A 16,954-nucleotide genomic window follows, 5' to 3' on the forward strand; every position below is an offset into this window, starting at 1 on the left:
GATGACTCGGTGTCGGCGACCCCGGACCCCGGCCTACCTTTGAGGCATGACCACTCAGACCGTCCCTCCCGCGTCGCCGGTTCCGCCCGCGGCGCCTGCCCCGGCGAAGACTCCGCCGCTGCGCATCTTCATGACCGTGCTGCACCTGGCCGGCCTCGGTGTGATCGGCGCATTCGCCCTCACGATGCTCTCGGGCCTGCTGGGCGTGGGACTCGGACTCCTCCTCGTCGTCGGCGTCGGACTGCTGTTCCTCGTCGGCTTCGTCTACCTCTTCTACGCGACCGCATGGTTCGAGGTCGCCCGCGCGAGCAGCCTGTACCGCCTCGACCTGCCTCCCCTGAGGTGGCGCGGGAGCCGGCACACCGGCTTCGGCGGGTGGCTGCACTCGCTGTGGCGGCAGTTGATCGACGGGCGCACGTGGCGCGCGATCGCGAACTTCGTCATCGCGTGCATCATGGGTGCGATCGTCGTGCAGCTGTTCGAGTCGATGATCCGGGCGGGCATCTCGGCCTTCGCACCGCTCACCGGCGCGGATGTCGTCGCGATGCCGCTTCTGTTCTTCAGCACGTCGTCGCTGTCCGTGTGGGCGCCGCTCGTCGGTGCACTCGGCGTGGTGCTGGCCGCTGCGGCGATCGTGGGTCTGGCGCTGCTGCACCGTGTGCTGACCCGGGCGATCGTCGTCCCGAACCGCGAGGCCGAGCTCACCGAGCAGGTGCGCACGACCAGTGCGCAGCGCGAGGGCGCCGTCCGCGCAGCCGATGTCGAGCGCACACGCATCGAGCGCGACCTGCACGACGGCGTCCAGCCCCGGCTGGTCTCGGTCGGCATGACGCTCGGACTCGCCCAGCAGAAGATCGACACCGATCCCGATGCCGCCAAGCAGCTCATCGGCGAGGCCCACACCTCGACGAAGGCGGCCATCACGGAGCTGCGGCAGCTCGCCCGCGGCATCCATGCGTCCGTCCTGGATGATCGCGGACTGGATGCCGCCCTCTCGGCGCTCGCGAGCCGATCGCACATCCCCGTGAGCCTCGACGTGCGCATGAACGGGCGGTGCAGCCGGGATGCCGAGGCGGCCGTGTACTTCTCGATCGCCGAGTCCCTGACCAACGCCGCCAAGCATTCTCGGGCGAGCGAATGCCGGGTCGTGGTGCGGCTGCGCGAGGGCGGAACGCTCTGGGCGCGGGTCGAGGACAACGGCATGGGCGGCGCGCAGGTGCAGCCCGGTGGCGGACTCGACGGCGTATCGAACCGGGTGCTCGCGGCCGGCGGCACCTTCCGGCTGGACAGCCCGCAGGGTGGTCCGACGTCTCTGGAGGTGAGCGTCCCATGCGCATCCTGATCTGTGAGGACTCGGTCCTTCTCCGTGAAGGGCTCGTCCGTCTGCTTGAGGACTCCGGCCACACCGTGGTCGCAGCCCTCGCCGACACCGAGACGCTGAGCGAGACGGTGGCGACGGCGGACCCCGAGCTCTGCATCCTCGACGTGCGGCTCCCCCCGACGTTCACGGACGAGGGCATCCGCGCGGCGCTGGCCTTGCGGGCGTCGCATCCGCAGCTTCCGCTGCTCGTCCTCTCGCAGTACGTCGAGGAGCGGTACGCGAGCGACCTCATCGCCGCCCAGGGCGGACCGCTGGGCTACCTGCTCAAGGATCGGGTGGCGGACGTGGCCGAGTTCGTGGCATCCGTCGAGCGGATCGCGGACGGGGCGACGATCCTCGACCCCGAGGTCGTCGCCCAGCTGCTCACCCGACGCAATCGGGATGACCGGATGCAACAGCTCACCGAACGCGAGCGCACGGTGCTCGCCCTGATCGCCGAGGGCAAGTCGAATCAGGCGATCGCCGGGCTCCTGTTCCTCTCGGAGGCGAGTGTCGAGAAGAACATCACCTCCATCTTCCAGAAGCTGGGCTTCGAACAGGACGAGTCGGGCAACCGGCGCGTGCTCGCAGCGCTGGCGCACATCGAGAATTCGGGCGGAAGCGCGCCCACGCAGACAGGAGCAGAACGATGAACGAGCAGGAGAACACCGGCTTCAAGGCCGTGGCGATCGTCACGGCGGTGATCGGCGGCATCGCGCTCGCCGGTGCGGGGACGACCGCCGCGTTCGGCGCGGTGAACACGGTCGTGAGGACGGACCAGTCCGCCCGGGCCGACGTCACCGGCGTCACGGAGCTCGAGGCCGACGCGTCGGCCGGCGATGTCAGCATCCGATTCGGGGATGTCGACGAGGCGGAGCTCACCGTCACCGGGTCGGATCGGGACTGGTCGCTCGAACGCGACGGCGACACGCTGCGGCTGCAGAGCCCCGACCGCTGGTGGGGGTGGGGCGGCGACTGGTCGTGGTTCGGCGATTGGAACCGCGATGAGACGATCGACCTCGTGCTTCCGGAGGAGCTCGAAGGACTGGATGCTGATCTGTCGCTCAGTGCGGGACGTCTCGATGTCGACGGGGAGTTCGGCGAACTCGATGCCGATGTCTCGGCGGGAGCGCTTCACCTCACCGGAACCGCGCGGTCGTTGGATGTCGGGCTCAGCGCAGGCCGCGCTGACGTCGCACTCTCCGACGTCGCTGAGGCGTCGTTCGGGGTCTCGGCCGGCGACGTCGTCGCCGAACTCGGCGGATCGGCGCCCACCGAGGTGGAGGTCGACGTGAGCGCCGGTTCGCTCGAGCTCACGCTGCCCGATGTGGAGTACGCCGTGACGCAGGAAGTGAGCGCCGGTTCGCTCGACAACGGTCTGCAGACCTACTCGAATGCGCGCAGCAAGGTCTTCGTCGAACTGTCCGCCGGCAGCGTCGAACTGCGCCCGGCAGGCTGATCGGTGCCGATTCGGATTTTCGGTCAAACTCCGGTAAAGTCTTGGAGGTTGACGGGGCTATAGCTCAGGCGGTTAGAGCGCTTCACTGATAATGAAGAGGTCCCAGGTTCAAGTCCTGGTAGCCCCACACATTCCTCCCTGAGGGATCACCCGTCCGGGGCCTTAGCTCAGTTGGTAGAGCGCCTGCTTTGCAAGCAGGATGTCAGGAGTTCGAATCTCCTAGGCTCCACAGATACATCGAAACAGGCCCTGCCGCACGAGACTTGTGCTGGCAGGGCCCGTTTCATGCGACGCGGGTCGTTTCCCGCGCCGGCGGGGCGTCCGACGGAGCCGCCGATGCCGGGCGCAGGGTCCGGGTGGCGTTGGCCGCTCCGAGCCGGCCGACACGTGTTCGGCGCTGGCGGAAGAAGAGTTTCGGGATCTCTCATGACCACTGCAGCACTCATCGCTCTCGCCGAGCACGGCCACCACTGGGGTGGGTTCGGCGCAGGGCCCGGCTTCTTCTGGCCGGTCTTCCCGATCGTCTGGTTCATCCTGATCGTGGGAGGCATCGTCACGGCGATCGTCCTGTCGCGCCGCCGGCACGACCTGGCACCGCGCCGTGAGGCCGAGGCGGCTCTGGCGACGCGCTTCGCCGCCGGCGAGATCGGCGAGGACGAGTACCGTTCGCGCCGAGCCGTTCTGCGCGACAAGTCGTAGCCGCTGGCGAAACGGGGTCTGCCGCACGAAACAGGGCGTGGCAACGCCCGTCTCGTGCGGCAAGCCCCGTCTCGATGCGCCAGCGGCCTCAACCGCGCCGCCGCCGCACGCCCTCCGCGAGGGCCTCGAGGGAGGCGGTGGTGGCATCCCATCCCATGCAGGCGTCCGTCACGCTCTGGCCGTAGACGAGTCGGGTCCGACCCGCCGACACGTCGAGCTTCTGCGCACCGGCGACGAGGTTGCTCTCGAGCATGACGCCGGCGATCGCGGCGCCATCGGCCCCGATCTGCGCGCCGAGCTCGGCGGCCACGACGGACTGTCGCACGTGGTCCTTACCGCTGTTCGCGTGGCTCGCGTCGACGATGACCCGCGGCGTCAGCATCGAAGCCTCCAGCCGCGCCGCCGCCGAAGCGACGTGGGCCGCGTCGTAGTTCGGACCGTCCGCTCCCCCGCGCAGGATGATCGATGTGTCGGGATTCCCGGTCGTCGAGACCAGGCTGGCGCGCCCGTCGGTCCCGATCCCCAGGAACGCCTGCGGGGCGGATGCCGCGGCCGCAGCATCCAGCGCCACCTGGAGCCCGCCGTCGGTGCCGTTCTTGAAACCGATCGGCATGGACAGGCCGGATGCCAGCTGCCGGTGGATCTGGCTCTCGGTGGTCCGCGCACCGATCGCGCCCCAGGTGATGAGGTCGGCTGTGTACTGCGGGCTGATCGGCTCGAGGAACTCGGTGGCGCACGGCATCCCGAGCGCGGTCACATCGCGCAGGAACCCGCGTGCCATCCGCAGCCCCGTCTCGATGTCGTGGCTGCCGTCGAGGTGCGGGTCGTTGATCAGGCCCTTCCACCCCACCGTGGTGCGCGGCTTCTCGAAGTAGGTGCGCATAACGATCAGCAGGTCGTCGCGGTGCTCCTCCGCCGCTCGGACGAGGCGGCCGGCGTACTCGAGTCCCGCCGCCGTGTCGTGGATCGAGCAGGGGCCGGCGACGACGAGCAGCCGATCGTCCTCCCCCGCCATGATCGCCCGCACCTCGTCGCGCGTGCGGGCGACGAGCGCGCGGCGCTCCTGGCCGATCGGCAGCTCATCGGCGATGTCGCCCGGGCTCGGAAGGGTCGTGAACCGCGAGACGTGCAGGTCGGCGGTGGTCTCGGTGGGGGTGATGGTGCTCATGGGTCCTGTCCTGGTGAGAGGGCGGACCCGGATGCAGAGCCCGCCGAAACGGCGAAAGCCAGAGCGAATGCTCTGGCTTGTCGGCTCTGAAGGTGTCGGGATGCGTCAGTTCATCGCCGGCCCCTCCAGAGCCGACTCGAAATACGCATACCAACGGGTTGTCATGCGAACGACCCTACCGCATCCCGACACCTTGTCGCTTTCCGAGAAAAGCGCAGCGGCGAACACTCAGCGCAGCGGCGTGAACTCCCGGTTCGCGATGTGCTCGGGTCGCTGCGCCTTCGCGGCGAACGGCTCGACCAGCGTGTTCTCGACACTGTTGAACACCATGAAGACGTTCGAGCGGGCGTACGGGGTGATGTTGTTGCCCGACCCGTGCATGATGTTCGAGTCGAACCACAGCGCCGAGCCCGCCGCTCCCGTGAACTGATCGATGCCGTACCTGTCGGCGAGCGTCGTGATCGCGGCATGGCTGGGGACTCCCGCCTCCTGCGCCTGCAGCGACTGCTCGTGGTTGTTCTCCGGCGTCTCGCCGACGGCCGGCACGAACGTGCGATGCGACCCGGGCATCACCATCAGCCCGCCGTTGAACGGATAGTTGTCCGTCAGTGCGATCGACAGGCTCACCGAGCGCGGGATCGGCATCCCGTCCTCGGCGTGCCACGTCTCGAAGTCGGAGTGCCAGTAGAACCCGGTGCCGGTGAAGCTCGGCATGTAGTTGATGCGGGTCTGGTGCAGGTACACCTCCGAGCCCACGATCTGCCGCGCGCGGTCGAGCACGTACGGGTTGCGGGCGAGGGCGTCCAGCGCCTCGCTGAGCTTCTCGACCTCGAACACCGAGCGCACTGTACCCGTGGTCCGCTCGGTGATCATCCGCGGGTCGTCCTTCAGCGAGGCATCCGCGGCGAGCCTGTCGAGCTCGCCCGAATACAGCGCGACGTCGTCGGCGCCGATGAAGTCGTCGATGATCGTGAATCCGCGCTGTTCGTGGGCCTCCAGGTCGGATGCCGTGAACGGGCCGTCGTCAGCTGACCCCCACACCGCCGGCTGAGCGCGTTCGATGAAGTCGCCGGGTGTCGCCAGCCGCGTCGGGAACAGGTCCTCTGCGGTCGTCGTGTTCGTCGTCATGCGTCGTTCTCCTGTCTCTTCTGTGGTGGTCTCTGTCCGTCGCCTGCGCTACACGCCTTCGGTCACCAGCGGGTACACGCCGTTCTCGTCGTGCACCTCCCGGCCCGTGACGGGCGGATTGAACACGCACACGACGCGCAGGTCGGTGCGCGGCCGCACCTCGTGCTTGTCGTGGTCGTTGAGCAGGTACAGCGATCCGGGCGCCAGCTGGTGCGTCTCGCCGGTACCGAGATCGGTGATCTCGCCCTCGCCCTCCACGACGAAAACGGCCTCGATGTGGTTCGCGTACCAGAACCGGCTCACCGTGCCCGCGTAGAGGGTGGTCTCGTGCACCGAGAAGCCCACGCCCTCCTTCGCGAGCACGATGCGCTTGCTGCGCCAGTTCTCGGTCTTGATGTCGGCGTCGGTGTCGGTGATCTCGTCGAGCGTGCGGACGATCATGCGCGGCTCCCTTCGGTTGCGTCGGCGAGGACGGGTGCGGGGGCTGATGCTCCGAGCACCATGAGCACGGATTCCTCGATGATGGCGAGCCCCCGCTCGAGTTCGTCGTCCGAGATGGTCAGCGGCGGAAGGATCTTCATGACCTCGCCGTCCGGGCCGGAGGTCTCCATGAGCAGGCCGCGCGTGAACGCGACACGGCACACCGCGGCGGCCGTCTCCCCGTCGGGGAACTGCAGGCCGCGGGCGAGGCCGCGACCCTTGGCGACGAGGTCGAGGTTCGGGTATCGGGCGACGAGGCTGTTGAAGCGGCTCTCCACCTTCGCGCCCTTCGCGATCGTCGAGTCCTTGAGCCGGTCATCGCTCCAGTACCGACGAAGCGCGGCGGCTGCCGTGGCGAAGGCGGGGCTGATGCCCCGGAAGGTGCCGTTGTGCTCGCCGGGCTGCCAGATGTCCAGGTCCGGGCGAACCAGCGTGAGAGCCATCGGGATGCCGTACCCGCTGATGGACTTCGACAGGCAGACGATGTCCGGCACGATCCCGGACTCCTCGAAGCTGAAGAAGTCGCCGGTTCGGCCGCATCCCATCTGGATGTCGTCCACGATGAGGAGGATCTCCCGTTCGCGGCAGATGTCGGCGAGCTGACGCAGCCACTCGGCGCGGGCGGTGTTGATCCCGCCCTCGCCCTGCACGGTCTCGACGATCACTGCGGCCGGGGTGTTCAGGCCGCTGCCTGCGTCATCGAGCAGGCGCTCGAGGTAGAAGAAGTCGGGGTAGTCGCCGTCGAAGTAGTCGTCGTACGGCATCGGTGTCGCGTGCACGAGCGGCACGCCGGCTCCCCCGCGCTTGAGCGAGTTCCCGGTGACCGACAGGGCGCCGAGGGTCATGCCGTGGAAGGCATTGGTGAAGTTCACGACCGACTCGCGCCCGGTGACTTTGCGCGCGAGCTTCAGCGCGGCCTCGACCGCGTTGGCGCCCCCCGGCCCGGGGAAGACGACCTTGTAGTCGAGGTTCCTCGGCTGAAGGATGACCTCGTCCAGAGCCTCGAGGAAGTCCCGGCGGGCAGACGTGTACATGTCCAGCGAGTGGACGACCCGGTCGCCCGCGAGGTAGTCGATGAGGACCTCCTTCAGCTCCGGATTGTTGTGTCCGTAGTTGAGAGCTCCGGCTCCTGCGAAGAAGTCGAGGTAGGCGCCTCCCCGTTCGTCGTACATCGTGCTCCCGACGGCTCGATCGAACACGACCGGCCAGTTGCGGGAGTAGCTTCGGACGTCGGACTCCAGCTTGCTGAAAATGTCCATGATCGGGTGGATTCTCCTCCTTCAGTTATCGTGCGGTGCGCCGCACGCTGCCCAGGGGGCAGGGGTTCATCGGATGCCGGGCGGACCGATCTCATACAGCCGCTCAGGGGCGTGCACGGTCTCCGAGCCGTCGGCGGGGGTGAGGTGGATGCTCTCGAACAGCGGCGTCACCGTCATCGGCGCATCGTCCCAGCGGCGCGCGAAACTGCGGAACAGCTGCTGCGAGGCGGCGTTGTCGTCGGTGATCGTCGTCTGCAGCATCCGCACGGGGGGCGTCACGGCGTCATCGCGGATCAGGTCATCCAGCATCCGCCCCGCAAGTCCCAGGCCACGGGCGCTCTCGTCGACCGCGACCTGCCAGACGAACAGACACGAGGGATCGGACGGGCGGCGGTAGGCGAGCACGTAGCCCGCGGGGCGGTCGTCGACGAGCGCGATGCGGCAGGTCGCGGCGAAGTCGCGGGCGTACAGGACGTACGCGTACGACGAGTTCAGATCGAGCGTCTCGGAGTCCCGGGCGATGCGCCACAGGTCGATTCCCTCGTCCACGCGGGGGCGGCGAATCGAGCTCGTCTCATCCGACCGCGCATCGATATGCGCAGTGTGCGGTGACCTTCTCGGCTCAGGAGAGCCGGCGGAGGTCAGAGTGTTTCACCATCCAGGAGTCGGGTGCGGGGCTGTGGAGGAAGCATCCCCTCCACCGTGTCATGCCTCCCGTTCGACTTCAAATCAGGCGCTCGCCACCCGCACGCGCTCGGCGAGGAAGGCGATGTCGGCATCCGTCAGAGCCGTCACGGCGTAGGCCGTGGGCCACACGTTCCCGTCATCGAGGTGCGCCGCCTGATCGAACTCGAACGTCGAGTAGCGCACCTTGAACTTCGACTTCGGCTTGTAGAAGCACACCACCTTGCCGACGTCGTTCGCCCATGCCGGCATCCCGTAATAGGTCTTCGGCATCAGGTGGGGAGCGTTCTCGGCGACCATCGCCGACAGGGTCTCCCCCAGCATCCGATCGTCGTCGGGCATCTCGGCGATCTTCGCCGCGATCTCGGCGGCGCCCTCGGCGCGCACCTCGTCCGGGCTCTTCTTCGCCCGTGACCGCGACTTCTTGGTCTCGTCGAGCTTCGCCTTCATGGCGTCGCGCTCTTCCGCGGTGAAATTCTTCTCGCTCATCGGCATCTCCTTCGTGTGATCTCACGGTACGTCCGCGGCCGCTGCCTCGGCTTCTCGATTCCTGATGGATGCCGGCACGTGTGGGATGCTGGGGCCATGACTGCCCTTCCGCACGAACTTCCGCACGACGACATCGACCCCGGCGGACTGCTCGAGTACTCGGTGGTGTTCACGGACCGCTCCCTCAATCACATGTCCGAGCGCTTCGTGGCGGCGATGCAGCAGCTGCTCGGCATCCTCGACGAGGCGTACGCCGCGCACACATCCGCGGTCGTCCCCGGCGGTGGGACGTACGCGATGGAGGCCGTCGCCCGTCAGTTGGCGACCGGGCGCCGCACCCTCGTGATCCGAAACGGACTGTTCTCGTTCCGCTGGTCGCAGATTCTGGATGCCGCCGGCATCAGCGACGACGTCACGGTGCTCACCGCGCGGCCGGATGACGACGACGTCCAGGCGGCGTGGTCGCCCGTCCCGATCGACGAGGCGGTGGCCGCCGTCCGCGCTCGCCGCCCGGAGGTCGTCTTCGCACCGCATGTCGAGACCGCGGCCGGGATGATCCTCCCCGACGACTACATCCGCGCGCTCGCCGATGCCGTGCACGAGGTGGGCGGTCTGTTCGTGCTCGACTGCATCGCCTCGGGCGCGATGTGGATCGACATGAAGGACCTCGGCGTCGACGTGCTGCTCAGCGCTCCGCAGAAGGGCTGGAGCGGAACACCTGCTGCCGGCTACGTCATGCTCAGCGAAGCGGGTCGGGATGCCGTCACCACCCGCCCGTCGACGAGCTTCGCGATCGACCTGGCCAAGTGGCTCGCGATCGCCGACGAGTACCGTGCCGGCCGCCCCGCGTATCACGCGACGATGCCGACGGATGCCCTGGTGCGCAATCTCGCCGCCATGGTCGAGACGCGTGACCGGGGCTTTTCCGCCCTGAGAGACGCGCAGGTCGAGCTGGGGTCGCGCGTGCGCGAGCTGCTGGCCGCGCGCGGGTTGCCGTCGGTCGCCGCGGACGGGTTCGCCGCCCCCGGCGTCGTCGTCGTGCACACCGATGACCCGGCCCTGAAGTCGGGCGCGGCATTCAGGGAGCAGGGTCTGCAGATCGCGGCCGGCGTGCCGCTGCACTGCGACGAACCCGAGGGGTTCTCGACGTTCCGCATCGGCCTGTTCGGACTCGACAAGCTCGCCGACGTCGACGGCACGGTCGCCCGCCTGGAGGCTGCGCTCGACGCGATGGGCCGCTGAGGGCAGACCGCTCGGCGCGGAGGGGCCGCGAGGGGTCGCATCCGGTCACCGCAAGCGCGGTGAGATGACGATTCGCGGCACCTCCCGCGGCGAGGAATGCCTGCAGTGCCGAGTATGGTGAACCCATGGATCTGCGCGTCGCTGCGTACGCCGTCATCATGGACGATGACGGCAGGGTGCTGCTGGCGCGCTGGACGGAGGGGCGCCGCGCCGCCTGGACCATGCCGGGCGGCGGGCTCGAACCGGGGGAGGATCCGGAGGACGCCGTGCGCCGCGAGGTCGACGAGGAGACTGGGTACGCGGTGCGCGTCGGCGAGTTGTTCGGCATCCACTCGCGTGTGATCCCGGCCGGACGCCGCACGCATCACGCGGATGCTCCGCTGCACACCCTGCGCATCGTCTACTCAGCGGAGATCACCGGCGGCAGCCTCCGCTTCGAGGAGAACGGCTCGACCGACATGGCGGGATGGTTCACGCTCGACGAGGTCGCGAACCTGCAGCGCGTCAAGCTCGTCGACATCGCGCTGCGGATGGGCGGCGTGCTCTGACCGCCGCCTACTCAGGAACCGAGATGTCGGCGACCGTCGCTCCGTAGGCGGCGATGAGGTCGTCGGCATCCACGAACAGGCTGTACCCGTGGGCGCCCGCTCCCATCGCGATGCGCTGGCCGACGATCGACTCATCGGCGTAGACCGGCCAGTCCGTCGTGCTGCCGACCGGCACGATCGTGCCGCGCTCGTAGCCCGTCGCGGCCAGCGCGAGTTCGGCCTCCGGCAGGCGCAGCTTGTTCACGCCGACGACGGCGCGCAGCTTCGGCCAGGAGATGGCACGGCCGCCGGGGATCAGCGCGAACAGGTAGGTGTCGTCGCTGCGCTTGACCACGAGGGTCTTCACGATTCCGGATGCCGGGATACCGAGCAGTTCCGCCGCCTCGTGGAGGCTTCGGGCGTTGGGCCGCTCGCGGATCTCGATGTCGAGACCGCGGGCGGCTGCGGCATCCCGAACCCGTTCGAGGCCGGAACCCGACCCCTCGGCGGGCTCAGGGGCCGTATCGGTCACGCGTCGGGCGCGGACAGCGGGTCGTCGGCGACCCAGAGCTCGTCGTCAGTGCGCAGCGCCTGCCACGCGGCGTAGAGCACGCCCGCTGCGGCAGCGGCGCCGAGAACGATCGCGATGATCGAACCGAGTCCGGGGCCCTGCTTCTTCTTGACGACGCGGCCGTTCGAGACGGTCAGTCCCTGGCGCTTCGCGTTGGCGACATCCCATGCCGAGAGCGCGCTGCCGACGACACCGCCGACGATCGGCACGACCTTGTCGTCGACGACGTGGCGGCCGATCTTTAGGCCGCGGTCGACGGTCGGGGCGACCCGGCGGTTGTAGGCGTCCTGGACGACGGGCAGAACCTGCTCGCGGCCGACGTTCCCGAGCTGGCGACCGGCTTCACGAGCGATGTCGGCGGCGTGGCCGACGAGCTCCTGCTGGTTCTCCCAGAGGTCGACGGCGTCGTTCTGCAGACGGCGCAGTTCCTTCTTCCGCTTGCGGGTCAGGCTCACGATTGTTCTCCTGTCGATGGGGAGTACGGGTTCACCATCTTGCCAGACGAGTCTGAATACAGGGAGGGAAACGGCCATCTCAGAAGAAGCTCTGAGAGAATATGCACATGCCTCAGCACTCTCACGTCGCAACTCTGCACACCAACCACGGCGACATCGTCATCAACCTGTTCGGCGACCACGCCCCCAAGACGGTCAAGAACTTCGTCGGGCTCTCCGACGGCACGCAGGCCTGGACCGACCCGGCCACCGGCAAGCCCGGCGAGGGCGCGCTGTACACCGACGTCATCTTCCACCGCATCATCCCGAACTTCATGATCCAGGGCGGCGACCCGCTCGGTCAGGGCGTCGGCGGCCCCGGCTACAACTTCAACGACGAGATCCACCCCGAGCTGAACTTCAACGAGCCCTACATCCTCGCCATGGCCAACGCGGGTCTGCGCCGCAACGCCATCACGGGTGAGCTCGAGGGCACCAACGGCTCGCAGTTCTTCATCACCACCGACCCGACGCCGTGGCTGATGGGCAAGCACACGATCTTCGGCGAGGTCGCCGACGACGCCTCGAAGAAGGTCGTCGACGAGATCGGCGCCGTCCGCACCGGCGCCGGCGACCGCCCGGTCGAGCCCGTCGTGCTGCACTCGGTCGACATCGCCGCCGTCTGACGCGACAAGCCTGGCCGATCCGGATGACGTCCTCTGAGTTCGCGAGCAACAGCGACAACTACTGCTATCGCCATCCGGATCGGCAGAGCTTCGTGCTCTGCCAGCGCTGCATGCGCACCATCTGCCCCGAATGCCAGACGCAGGCCGCCGTCGGCGTGATCTGCCCGGAGTGCATGAAGGACGACCGAGCGAACCGCTCCCCCGCACAGAAGAAGGCCGCGCGGCGCTGGGGCGGAGCATCCGCATCGCCGATCGCCGCCGCCCGCAGCGGCAAGCCCGTTGTCACCTACGCGCTGCTGATCATCACGTCCTTCATCAGCCTCGTGCAGCTCATCCCCGGCGTCGGCGACGCCGTGGGCGACGCGCTGCTGTTCGCCGCCGCGTATCTCTACCCCGACCTGTCCGGCGCTCCGTTCCAGCCATGGCGGATGCTGACGACCCTGCTCGTGCACGGCAGCTTCATCCATCTTGCGCTGAACATGCTCGGGCTCTGGATGCTGGGCCAGATCCTCGAGCCGATGCTCGGACGCGCCCGCTACCTGGCCCTGTACCTGATCAGCGGCCTGGGGGGCTCGGTCATGGTCGCCCTCCTCGCTCCGAACGTCGCGACCGTCGGAGCATCCGGCGCGATCTTCGGCCTCATGGCGGCCCTGCTCATCATCGGCCGGCACATCGGTGGGAACGTCACCGGCATCCTCATCGTGCTCGGTGTGAACTTCGCGATCGGGTTCATCTTCGGCGGGATCGCGTGGCAGGCGCACCTCGGCGGTGCGATCGTCGGCGCGCTCGTCGCGCTCGTCTACACGCGCACCCGCCGCAGGGATCAGCGCGTCTGGCAGATCGTCCTGCTCGCGGCCATCGCCGTGCTGCTGCTCGTCATCGTCTTCGTCGTGCCGCCCATCCTCATCACCGCGTAGGCCGCCGAAATCCTGGTCAACCGTTGTTAACAGGGTTCTCCACCCCTGTGAATAACACCAGTGTAATTCTCCCCACCCTGTGCACAAGCCTGTGGATAACTATGGGTTCGCGCCGGCGCAGGAGCACGAAAAAGCCCCCCGGCGAACCGGAGGGCTTTGGTCGGCAGGCGGTCAGCGCCAGCGCGTGGTCATGAGGAAGCCGATGAGCGCGATGCCCAGGCCGATCGCGAGGTTCCACGATCCGATGCCCGGAATCGGCAGGGTCGAGCCCGACAGGTAGAACACGAGGATCCAGGCGAGACCGAGCAGCATGAAGCCGATCATGACGGGCTTGAACCAGACGGCGTTGGGCGCCTGCTCGCCCTCGGTGCGCTCGACGATGGGCTCTTCGCTCTTGCGGTCTCGTGCCATGCCGTCATTCTACCCATGAGCGCTCCGTTCTCCCGGGTCGGGATCGGCGCCGCATCCGCGCCGATAGGATCGGGTACATGACTGCATCCGTCGCGGAGGCGTCGCCGACCTCGCGCAGCCCGCGGCGACGGTCTCGGGCGACGTTCACGAGCGTGCTCGGCGAGCTGCTTCTCACCGCGGGTGTGGTCGTGCTCCTCTTCATCGCGTGGCAGATGTGGATAGGCGACCTCATCATCGGCGCCGAGAGCAACAGCGCAGGGCACGCGGTGTCGCAGGAGTGGGCGGAGCTCCCCGCTCCCGAGCCACCGCCCGCGACGATGCAGGACGACGGCGATACCTGGTACGAACCGCCCGTGCTCGAGCATCCCGCGAACGGTGAGAAGTTCGCCCAGATGCTGATCCCCCGGTTCGGGTCCGACTACAACGTCGCCGTCGCCGGGGGCACGACGCGGCCGGCGACGCTCGACAACGGCTGGATCGGCGTCTACGACCAGTCGGTCATGCCCGGGCAGGTGGGCAACTTCTCCGTCGCAGGGCACCGCACCACGTGGGGCGCGCCGCTGAACCGCATGGACAAGCTGCGCATCGGCGACGCGATTGTGATCGAGACACCGGAGGGCTGGTACACCTACCGGTTCCGAACTCTCGAGTACGTGCAGCCCGACGAGGTTGACGTGCTACGCGATGTGCCCCAGATGCCCGAGGCGCAGACCGGTGAGCGGTACCTGACCCTCACGGCCTGCTCTCCGCTGTATTCGCTCGCCGAGCGGATCGTCGGCTACGCCGTGTTCGACGCCTTCCAGCCGCGTGCCGAAGGCGCGCCCGACTCCCTCGATCCGGTCGACGACGTCGCGTCGCCGTCCTGGTGATCGGAGAAGACCTCATGTATGCAGCGCTGTGGCGGATCCTCCCCGGCCCGTGGTGGGTTCGGGTGCTCATCCTGATCATCGCCGCGGCCGTGATCGTCTACGGCCTCTTCTTCTACGTGTTCCCGTGGATCAGCCCGATCATCGCGCCGGGCGAGGTCGACCTGCAGTGAGCGCGCGCATCCTCGTCGTCGACAACCACGACAGCTTCGTGCACACCCTCGTCGGGTACCTGCGCGACCTCGGCGCCTCGGTCGACCTGGTCGAGGCGGATGCGGCGGACGCGAGCGCGTTCGCCGCGATGATCCCCCGCTACGACGGCGTGATGCTCTCGCCGGGGCCCGGAAGGCCGCGGGATGCCGGAGCATCCGTCGACGTCGTGCACCTGTGCGCCGACATCGGGATGCCGCTGCTCGGCGTGTGCCTCGGGCATCAGGCGATCGGCGCGGCGTTCGGCACCGAGGTCTCCGAGGCGCCGGAGCTCATGCACGGCATGGTGTCGTCCATCGCGCACACGGGGACCGGACTGTTCGACGGCATCCCCTCGCCCTTCGACGTCGGGCGCTACCACTCGCTCGCGCTCGCCGAGGAGGACCTTCCCGCGGAACTGCGGGTGACGGGGCGCAGCGAATCGGGCACGGTCATGGCCGTCGCGCATCGCGAGCTGCCGATCACGGGTGTCCAGTTCCACCCCGAGAGTATCCTCACCGAGCACGGGCACCGCCTGCTCGCGAACTGGCTGCGCTCTCTCGGCTGAGCCCTCACCTCCCGCGAGAATCGCGCTGCGCGCTGAGACGGATCCTGCCGGCACCATTCTCGTGCGGCTGGATCGCTGGTCGCGCTCTACTGACCGGTGCAGTAGCGCAGTTCGACGTCGGAGTGCACGGGGACATCGCCCGGCGCGGCCGACATCGACGCGACGGTCGCGGGATTCGTGGCCGGGCAGTCCGCGGACTCGATCGGGATGGCGTTCAGCCCGAGTTCCTCGAGCTGTGCGGATGCGGCATCCAGCGTCCATCCCGTGACATCAGGGAGAGTCACCCGACCGCTCGCCACGACGAGGTTGATGACGGTGTTCGGGGCGACCTCGTCGCCCTCGTCGGCGCTGGCCTCGAGCACCGTGTCGGTCTGGCTCGCCGGGTCATTGCGCGGTGTGACGCTGCCGAGCTTCAGACCGAGGTCGCCGAGTTCCTTCTTCGCCGCGGTCTGCGACAGGCCGACCAGTTTGGGCACGGTCACGGTCTCGGCACCCGACGAGACGTACAGGGTCACCGTCTCGCCCACCTTCACCGACTGCCCGGCCTCGGGGTCCGTGCGGATGACGTTGTCCTCGCTGACGTCAGGGTTCGCCTCGTAGATGACCTCGGCCTGCAGGTCCATGTCGATGAGATCTTCCTGCGCACGCTCGGCCGAGACGTCGACGAGGTCGGGGATGATCCGTGACGAGGTCGGAATCTCTTCGCCCCTGGGCATCATGATGACCCACAGCAGCACCGAGATGAGCAGCACGGCCAGCAGCGCGACGCCGGCCCAGATCCACGCCACCGGCGGACCGGACTGGGTGCGCGTCATGGTCGTGTCAGAGCTCAGCTGACGCAGCGACCGCGCGGTCTCCTGCGCCTGGCGCGGGCTCGGACCGTACAGCTCGCTGGTGAGCTCCCCGAGCTGCTTCTTCGTCGGCGCCTTTCCGGTCACGGCCGAGTCGAGCGCGACGCGGAAGCTCGCGGCATCCGGATACCGCTGGTACGGGTCCTTCGCGAGAGCCCGCAGCACGATCGGGTCGAGCGTGCGCGGCGCCTCTTCGTTCACCTCGGTCGGCGGAACGGGCGCTTCGCTGACGTGCTGATATGCGACGGCCACGGGCGACTCGCCGCGGAACGGCTGGCGTCCGGTGAGCAGCTCGTACAGCACGACGCCCGTCGAGTAGAGGTCGGCCCTGGCGTCCACCGGCTCGCCCTTGGCCTGCTCCGGAGAGAAATACGCGGCTGTGCCGAGGATCTGGGTCGTCTCGGCGACCGTCGACGACGAGTCCGACACCGCGCGGGCGATGCCGAAGTCCATGACCTTGACCTTGCCGGCGGCGGTGACCATGACGTTGCCCGGCTTGATGTCGCGGTGCACGACGCCGGCGCGGTGCGAGTAGTCGAGGGCCTCGAGGATGCCGTCGATGTACTTCACGGCGTCGTCGACGGGCACGGGCCCGGCGGAGATGATGTCCTTCAGCAGGCGCCCCTGGACGAGCTCCATGATGATGTACGGCTCGCTCGTTGCGGGGGTGGCGCCGTCGGCGGAACCGGGATCGCCGGCGTCGAACACGCGCACGATCGAGGGGTGCGACATGCGCGACGCCGCCTGCGCCTCGAGGCGGAACCTCGTGCGGAAGGCCGTGTCGCGGGCGAGTTCGGGGTCGAGGATCTTGATCGCGACGTCGCGGCCGAGAGTCAGGTCGTAGCCGCGGTACACCTTGGCCATGCCGCCGTGGCCGATGAGCTCGTCCACGCGGTATCGCTCAGCGATGATGCGCGGCTCTGCAGACAATTCATTCCCCCCGGATGTGGCGCGATGCAATGGAAC

Annotated in this window: 21 protein-coding genes and 2 tRNA genes; 13 read left to right on the forward strand and 10 right to left on the reverse strand. The window is 68.3% G+C overall.

Annotated features, from left to right (window positions below):
* Positions 1-46: 46 nt before the first annotated feature.
* The 6 genes from AB0269_RS10120 to AB0269_RS10145 all read left to right on the forward strand — a co-directional run bounded on the left by AB0269_RS10120 (position 47) and on the right by AB0269_RS10145 (position 3,518).
* The gene (locus AB0269_RS10120; RefSeq protein ID WP_366211070.1) at positions 47-1,342 is read left to right on the forward strand and encodes a sensor histidine kinase; all 1,296 of its coding nucleotides are present in this window, start codon (positions 47-49) and stop codon (positions 1,340-1,342) included.
* Complete coding sequence (locus AB0269_RS10125; RefSeq protein ID WP_366211071.1) at positions 1,330-2,013, forward strand: response regulator transcription factor; 684 nt, start codon at positions 1,330-1,332, stop codon at positions 2,011-2,013. Before AB0269_RS10120 ends, AB0269_RS10125 begins: the two co-directional genes overlap by 13 nt.
* On the forward strand, positions 2,010-2,819 hold the full coding sequence (locus tag AB0269_RS10130) for a hypothetical protein (protein ID WP_366211072.1): 810 nt from the start codon (positions 2,010-2,012) through the stop codon (positions 2,817-2,819). The genes AB0269_RS10125 and AB0269_RS10130 overlap by 4 nt, the downstream gene beginning before the upstream one ends.
* A 53-nt stretch (positions 2,820-2,872) precedes the next feature.
* Positions 2,873-2,946 (forward strand) — tRNA-Ile (locus AB0269_RS10135).
* A 29-nt stretch (positions 2,947-2,975) separates the two neighbouring features.
* Positions 2,976-3,048: transfer RNA gene (locus AB0269_RS10140), tRNA-Ala, on the forward strand.
* A 197-nt stretch (positions 3,049-3,245) separates the two neighbouring features.
* Positions 3,246-3,518 carry an SHOCT domain-containing protein gene (locus AB0269_RS10145; protein ID WP_366211073.1) on the forward strand — a complete coding sequence of 91 codons (273 nt, stop codon included), beginning with the start codon at positions 3,246-3,248 and terminating at the stop codon, positions 3,516-3,518.
* 88 nt (positions 3,519-3,606) lie between these two features.
* Here the strand turns inward: AB0269_RS10145 and AB0269_RS10150 are convergent, their stop codons facing one another.
* The 6 genes from AB0269_RS10150 to AB0269_RS10175 all read right to left on the reverse strand — a co-directional run bounded on the left by AB0269_RS10150 (position 3,607) and on the right by AB0269_RS10175 (position 8,726).
* Entirely contained in the window at positions 3,607-4,686 is a 1,080-nt protein-coding gene (locus AB0269_RS10150) for a 3-deoxy-7-phosphoheptulonate synthase (RefSeq protein WP_366211074.1), read from the reverse strand.
* A 228-nt stretch (positions 4,687-4,914) separates the two neighbouring features.
* Complete coding sequence (thpD, locus tag AB0269_RS10155) at positions 4,915-5,814, reverse strand: ectoine hydroxylase (protein WP_366211075.1); 900 nt, start codon at positions 5,812-5,814, stop codon at positions 4,915-4,917.
* A 48-nt stretch (positions 5,815-5,862) separates the two neighbouring features.
* The gene (locus AB0269_RS10160; protein ID WP_366211076.1) at positions 5,863-6,255 is read right to left on the reverse strand and encodes an ectoine synthase; all 393 of its coding nucleotides are present in this window, start codon (positions 6,253-6,255) and stop codon (positions 5,863-5,865) included.
* On the reverse strand, positions 6,252-7,553 hold the full coding sequence (gene ectB / locus AB0269_RS10165) for a diaminobutyrate--2-oxoglutarate transaminase (RefSeq protein WP_366211077.1): 1,302 nt from the start codon (positions 7,551-7,553) through the stop codon (positions 6,252-6,254). Before ectB ends, AB0269_RS10160 begins: the two co-directional genes overlap by 4 nt.
* Before the next feature lie 66 nt (positions 7,554-7,619).
* Complete coding sequence (gene ectA, locus AB0269_RS10170; RefSeq protein ID WP_366211460.1) at positions 7,620-8,198, reverse strand: diaminobutyrate acetyltransferase; 579 nt, start codon at positions 8,196-8,198, stop codon at positions 7,620-7,622.
* An 84-nt stretch (positions 8,199-8,282) separates the two neighbouring features.
* Positions 8,283-8,726 carry a hypothetical protein gene (locus AB0269_RS10175; RefSeq protein WP_366211078.1) on the reverse strand — a complete coding sequence of 148 codons (444 nt, stop codon included), beginning with the start codon at positions 8,724-8,726 and terminating at the stop codon, positions 8,283-8,285.
* Between the two features lie 96 nt (positions 8,727-8,822).
* On the opposite strand from AB0269_RS10175, the gene AB0269_RS10180 reads away from it, so the two are divergent.
* Positions 8,823-9,968 carry an aminotransferase class V-fold PLP-dependent enzyme gene (locus AB0269_RS10180; protein WP_366211079.1) on the forward strand — a complete coding sequence of 382 codons (1,146 nt, stop codon included), beginning with the start codon at positions 8,823-8,825 and terminating at the stop codon, positions 9,966-9,968.
* A gap of 125 nt (positions 9,969-10,093) precedes the next feature.
* Positions 10,094-10,516, forward strand: coding sequence for an NUDIX domain-containing protein (locus tag AB0269_RS10185; protein WP_366211080.1), 423 nt, complete (start codon positions 10,094-10,096; stop codon positions 10,514-10,516).
* Positions 10,517-10,523: 7 nt separating this feature from the next.
* On the opposite strand, the gene AB0269_RS10190 is transcribed toward AB0269_RS10185, so the two are convergent.
* Together AB0269_RS10190 and AB0269_RS10195 are read right to left on the reverse strand one after the other, a co-directional pair.
* Entirely contained in the window at positions 10,524-10,940 is a 417-nt protein-coding gene (locus AB0269_RS10190) for a YbaK/EbsC family protein (protein ID WP_366211461.1), read from the reverse strand.
* Between the two features lie 83 nt (positions 10,941-11,023).
* Positions 11,024-11,521 carry a DNA helicase gene (locus tag AB0269_RS10195; RefSeq protein WP_366211081.1) on the reverse strand — a complete coding sequence of 166 codons (498 nt, stop codon included), beginning with the start codon at positions 11,519-11,521 and terminating at the stop codon, positions 11,024-11,026.
* A gap of 107 nt (positions 11,522-11,628) precedes the next feature.
* On the opposite strand from AB0269_RS10195, the gene AB0269_RS10200 reads away from it, so the two are divergent.
* Both AB0269_RS10200 and AB0269_RS10205 read left to right on the forward strand, forming a co-directional pair.
* Positions 11,629-12,186, forward strand: coding sequence for a peptidylprolyl isomerase (locus tag AB0269_RS10200; RefSeq protein ID WP_366211082.1), 558 nt, complete (start codon positions 11,629-11,631; stop codon positions 12,184-12,186).
* A 23-nt stretch (positions 12,187-12,209) separates the two neighbouring features.
* Positions 12,210-13,103, forward strand: coding sequence for a rhomboid family intramembrane serine protease (locus AB0269_RS10205; RefSeq protein ID WP_366211083.1), 894 nt, complete (start codon positions 12,210-12,212; stop codon positions 13,101-13,103).
* 171 nt (positions 13,104-13,274) lie between these two features.
* On the opposite strand, the gene AB0269_RS10210 is transcribed toward AB0269_RS10205, so the two are convergent.
* Positions 13,275-13,514: a cell division protein CrgA gene (locus AB0269_RS10210; protein ID WP_366211084.1), complete on the reverse strand. Its 240-nt coding sequence runs from the start codon at positions 13,512-13,514 to the stop codon at positions 13,275-13,277.
* 77 nt (positions 13,515-13,591) lie between these two features.
* Between AB0269_RS10210 and AB0269_RS10215 the strand changes: the two genes are divergently transcribed.
* The 3 genes from AB0269_RS10215 to AB0269_RS10225 are packed head-to-tail and all read left to right on the forward strand — an operon-like array spanning position 13,592 to position 15,137.
* Entirely contained in the window at positions 13,592-14,383 is a 792-nt protein-coding gene (locus AB0269_RS10215) for a class E sortase (protein ID WP_366211085.1), read from the forward strand.
* Between the two features lie 14 nt (positions 14,384-14,397).
* Complete coding sequence (locus AB0269_RS10220; protein ID WP_366211086.1) at positions 14,398-14,553, forward strand: hypothetical protein; 156 nt, start codon at positions 14,398-14,400, stop codon at positions 14,551-14,553.
* Positions 14,550-15,137, forward strand: a complete 588-nt coding sequence (locus AB0269_RS10225) for a gamma-glutamyl-gamma-aminobutyrate hydrolase family protein (RefSeq protein WP_366211087.1) — start codon at positions 14,550-14,552, stop codon at positions 15,135-15,137. Before AB0269_RS10220 ends, AB0269_RS10225 begins: the two co-directional genes overlap by 4 nt.
* An 86-nt stretch (positions 15,138-15,223) precedes the next feature.
* On the opposite strand, the gene pknB is transcribed toward AB0269_RS10225, so the two are convergent.
* Positions 15,224-16,900, reverse strand: coding sequence for a Stk1 family PASTA domain-containing Ser/Thr kinase (gene pknB, locus AB0269_RS10230; protein WP_366211462.1), 1,677 nt, complete (start codon positions 16,898-16,900; stop codon positions 15,224-15,226).
* Positions 16,901-16,954: the final 54 nt, after the last annotated feature.

The sequence above is a fragment of the Microbacterium sp. NPDC077644 genome, from assembly GCF_040702785.1.
In the GTDB taxonomy this organism is placed as follows: Bacteria; Actinomycetota; Actinomycetes; order Actinomycetales; family Microbacteriaceae; genus Microbacterium.

What these genes read in the sequence shown, in the direction of transcription:
- AB0269_RS10120 (WP_366211070.1), top strand. Translation starts at nt 47, where the DNA reads ATGACCACTCAGACCGTCCCTCCCGCGTCGCCGGTTCCGCCCGCGGCG.
- AB0269_RS10125 (WP_366211071.1), top strand. Translation starts at nt 1,330, where the DNA reads ATGCGCATCCTGATCTGTGAGGACTCGGTCCTTCTCCGTGAAGGGCTC.
- AB0269_RS10150 (WP_366211074.1), bottom strand. Translation starts at nt 4,686, where the DNA reads ATGAGCACCATCACCCCCACCGAGACCACCGCCGACCTGCACGTCTCG.
- AB0269_RS10185 (WP_366211080.1), top strand. Translation starts at nt 10,094, where the DNA reads ATGGATCTGCGCGTCGCTGCGTACGCCGTCATCATGGACGATGACGGC.
- AB0269_RS10205 (WP_366211083.1), top strand. Translation starts at nt 12,210, where the DNA reads ATGACGTCCTCTGAGTTCGCGAGCAACAGCGACAACTACTGCTATCGC.
- AB0269_RS10210 (WP_366211084.1), bottom strand. Translation starts at nt 13,514, where the DNA reads ATGGCACGAGACCGCAAGAGCGAAGAGCCCATCGTCGAGCGCACCGAG.
- thpD (WP_366211075.1), bottom strand. Translation starts at nt 5,814, where the DNA reads ATGACGACGAACACGACGACCGCAGAGGACCTGTTCCCGACGCGGCTG.
- AB0269_RS10130 (WP_366211072.1), top strand. Translation starts at nt 2,010, where the DNA reads ATGAACGAGCAGGAGAACACCGGCTTCAAGGCCGTGGCGATCGTCACG.
- ectB (WP_366211077.1), bottom strand. Translation starts at nt 7,553, where the DNA reads ATGGACATTTTCAGCAAGCTGGAGTCCGACGTCCGAAGCTACTCCCGC.
- AB0269_RS10180 (WP_366211079.1), top strand. Translation starts at nt 8,823, where the DNA reads ATGACTGCCCTTCCGCACGAACTTCCGCACGACGACATCGACCCCGGC.
- AB0269_RS10175 (WP_366211078.1), bottom strand. Translation starts at nt 8,726, where the DNA reads ATGAGCGAGAAGAATTTCACCGCGGAAGAGCGCGACGCCATGAAGGCG.
- AB0269_RS10160 (WP_366211076.1), bottom strand. Translation starts at nt 6,255, where the DNA reads ATGATCGTCCGCACGCTCGACGAGATCACCGACACCGACGCCGACATC.
- AB0269_RS10145 (WP_366211073.1), top strand. Translation starts at nt 3,246, where the DNA reads ATGACCACTGCAGCACTCATCGCTCTCGCCGAGCACGGCCACCACTGG.
- AB0269_RS10215 (WP_366211085.1), top strand. Translation starts at nt 13,592, where the DNA reads ATGACTGCATCCGTCGCGGAGGCGTCGCCGACCTCGCGCAGCCCGCGG.
- AB0269_RS10220 (WP_366211086.1), top strand. Translation starts at nt 14,398, where the DNA reads ATGTATGCAGCGCTGTGGCGGATCCTCCCCGGCCCGTGGTGGGTTCGG.
- AB0269_RS10200 (WP_366211082.1), top strand. Translation starts at nt 11,629, where the DNA reads ATGCCTCAGCACTCTCACGTCGCAACTCTGCACACCAACCACGGCGAC.